Here is a 2,766-nt window from a genome sequence, read left to right as displayed (position 1 = left end):
GGCACGATTTCGAGGACGCGATCGACATCGAGGACGACCATGAGCTGGCCGTCGAGGCGGTGGACGCCGCCGGCGAGCTTGGCCATGCGGGGATCGAGATTGACGGGGTTTTCCTCACGGCTGTCGTCGGGCAGCCGGAGCACCTCGCCGATCTGGTCGATCAAGAGGCCGTAGGACTCGCCGCGCAGGTCGACGCCAACCGCCATCGGCGGCTTGCCGTCGTCGTTTTTGGGCAGCCCGAGCCGGGCGCGCATGTCGACGACCGTGACGATGCGGCCGCGCAGATTGAGCACGCCGGCGATCTCGGCCGAGGACAGGGGAACGCGGGTCAGCCGTTCCGGCATGAACACGTCCTGGACGCGGGAGATCGGCAGGCCGAACAATTGCCCGCCGATCACGGCGGTGACGTATTCGACCACGGTGCCCTCAATGGTATCGGTCTTGGTTGTCATCGTGTGCGATCCTTGATTCCTACGCCGCGCGCCTGGTTTCGCCGGCGGTCTGTTCCTTCAGCGCCGCGATCAGGCCGGGACGGTCGAACTTGGCGACGTAATCGTGGAAGCCGGCCTGCCGCCCGCGCTCGATCGCCGCCGGAGAGACCATCGAGGACAGCGCGATGATCGGCATCGCGCTCAAGTGCTGGTCAGCCCGGATCGTCTCGGCAAACTCGAACCCGTTCATGTCGGGCATCTCGATGTCGGTCAGCACCACGTCGAAGGTCTGGCCCGAACGCAGCGCGGTGAGGCCTTCCTGCGCATTGGGGGCGACCCGCACCCGGTAGCCGGCGGCTTTGAGCACCGGCGCCAGCATGTTGCGGAAGAAGGCTGAGTCGTCGACCAAGAGCACCGACTGCGCGGTCACTGACGGGCGCATCTCCTTGCGGGAGAACCAGTCGGCAAACGCCATCGGGAGGAAATGACCGACGTCGATCACTTCGGTGGCCTGGCCCTTGATCACGGCCGAACCCAGAATGCCTTCACTGGAACCGGCGACCTCGATGTGCAGCCGCTCCTCGACGATGTCGATGATCTCGTCGACCACCAGCCCCATCGAGCGGCCGTCGTCGGCGAACACCAGGATCGGCTGGGCGCCCGAGGTCTGGACGTTGACCCCGGTCATCTGCACCAGCGGCATCAGCTGCTCGCGATACTGCACCATGTAGCGGCCGTTAGAGAGTTCGATCTTGTCGGTGGCGATCTCCTCCAGCCGGGTGACGAGGCCGAGCGGCACCGCCTTGGGCTGGGTCGAGCCGGCGCGGAACACCAGCAGCGAGGTCAGCTGTTCGCCGGTGTTGGCATGGGCCGCCGCGTTCTCGTCCGCCATCCCCTGGGCGGAGGAGCCGGCGGCGCCGAGCGCTTTGGCAAAGCCGTTGGGGTCGATGATCATGATCACGGCGCCATCGCCCAGGATGGTGTTGCCGGAGAACATGTCGATGTGACGCAGCTTTGTGGACATCGGCTTGACCACGATCTCTTCGGTGTGGAACACGCCGTCGACCACGATGCCGAACGTCTGGCTGCCGACCTGGGTCACCACGATAAAACCGTTCTCGGGGTCGGAGGAGGAGCCGTCGTCGATCTTGAGGAGCTTCTTCAGGTGCATCAGCGGCAGCAGCTTGTTGCGCAGCCGCAGCACCGCGGTGTCCTTGATGCGCTCGATGCGGTGTTCGGAGTTGGCGCGGGCGCGGACCAGCTCGACAACAGACAATTGGGGTATAGCAAAGCGGTCGCCGCCGGCTTCCACGATCAGGGCCGAGACGATGGCGAGCGTCAGCGGGATCTTGATGGTGACGCTTGAGCCCTCGCCGGCCACCGACTTGATGTCGATGGTGCCGCCGATCTGGTCGATATTGGTGCGCACCACGTCCATGCCGACGCCGCGGCCGGAGACCGAGGTGACGGTGGCGGCGGTGGAGAAGCCCGGCGCGAAGATGAACTTGTGGATCTGGGCTTCGGTCATCTTCTCCAGTTCAGCCTCGGAGACGAGCCCGTTCTGCAGTGCCTTGGCCTTGATCCGCTCGGTGTTCAGCCCGCGGCCATTGTCGGCGATGCAGATGATGATGTGGCCGCCCTCGTGATAGGCGGACAGGCGAATGGTGCCCTGCTCGGGCTTGCCGGAGGCGGCCCGCTCGGCCGGGGTCTCCAGGCCATGATCGGCGGAGTTGCGCACCATATGGGTGAGCGGGTCCTTGATCAGGTCGAGCACCTGGCGGTCGAGTTCGGTGTCGGCGCCGTGCATCTCCAGTTCGATCTGCTTGCCGAGTTCGCCGGAGAGGTCGCGGACGATGCGGGGCAGCTTCTGCCAGGCATTGCCGATCGGCTGCATCCGCGTCTTCATGACGCCTTCCTGCAGCTCGGCGGTGACGTTGGAGAGGCGCTGCAGCGGCACCTTGAACTCGGTGTCCTCGTTGCGGCGGGAGATCTCCAGAAGCTGGTTGCGGGTCAGCACCAGCTCGGAGACCATGGTCATCAGGTGTTCCAGCGTGTCCACGTTGACGCGGATCGACTGGTTGGCGATCTTGTCGGCTTCCTGCACGTCGCCGACATCGGAGGCGGCGGCCGCCTTGCGGACCGGCTTTGCCTTTACTTCTTTTGCCGCCTGCGGCGCAGGGGCGGCTTCCGGCGCCGCGGGAGCCACGGCTTTGGCAGCAACTGCGGGCGCGGGTACGACTTCGATCGCGGTCTCGCGGAAGGCGCGTTCGAGATCGTCGAGCGAGACTTCGCCCGGACGCAGCGGCCGTTCCAGCACCTGATCCACCAGCGTGCC

At 65.8% G+C, this 2,766-nt stretch carries 2 protein-coding genes; both read right to left on the bottom strand.

The window, feature by feature from the left end; genetic code table 11:
• On the bottom strand, positions 1–452 hold a 452-nt coding region (locus tag JQ600_RS36605; RefSeq protein WP_212215246.1), incomplete at its 3' end, for a chemotaxis protein CheW.
• Between the two features lie 19 nt (positions 453–471).
• On the bottom strand, positions 472–2,766 hold a 2,295-nt coding region (locus JQ600_RS36600; protein WP_212490445.1), incomplete at its 5' end, for a hybrid sensor histidine kinase/response regulator.

The sequence above is a fragment of the Bradyrhizobium sp. AUGA SZCCT0176 genome, assembly GCF_018130145.1.
Taxonomy (GTDB): domain Bacteria; phylum Pseudomonadota; class Alphaproteobacteria; order Rhizobiales; family Xanthobacteraceae; genus Bradyrhizobium.
This window is presented reverse-complemented; position numbering and strand designations above follow the sequence as displayed.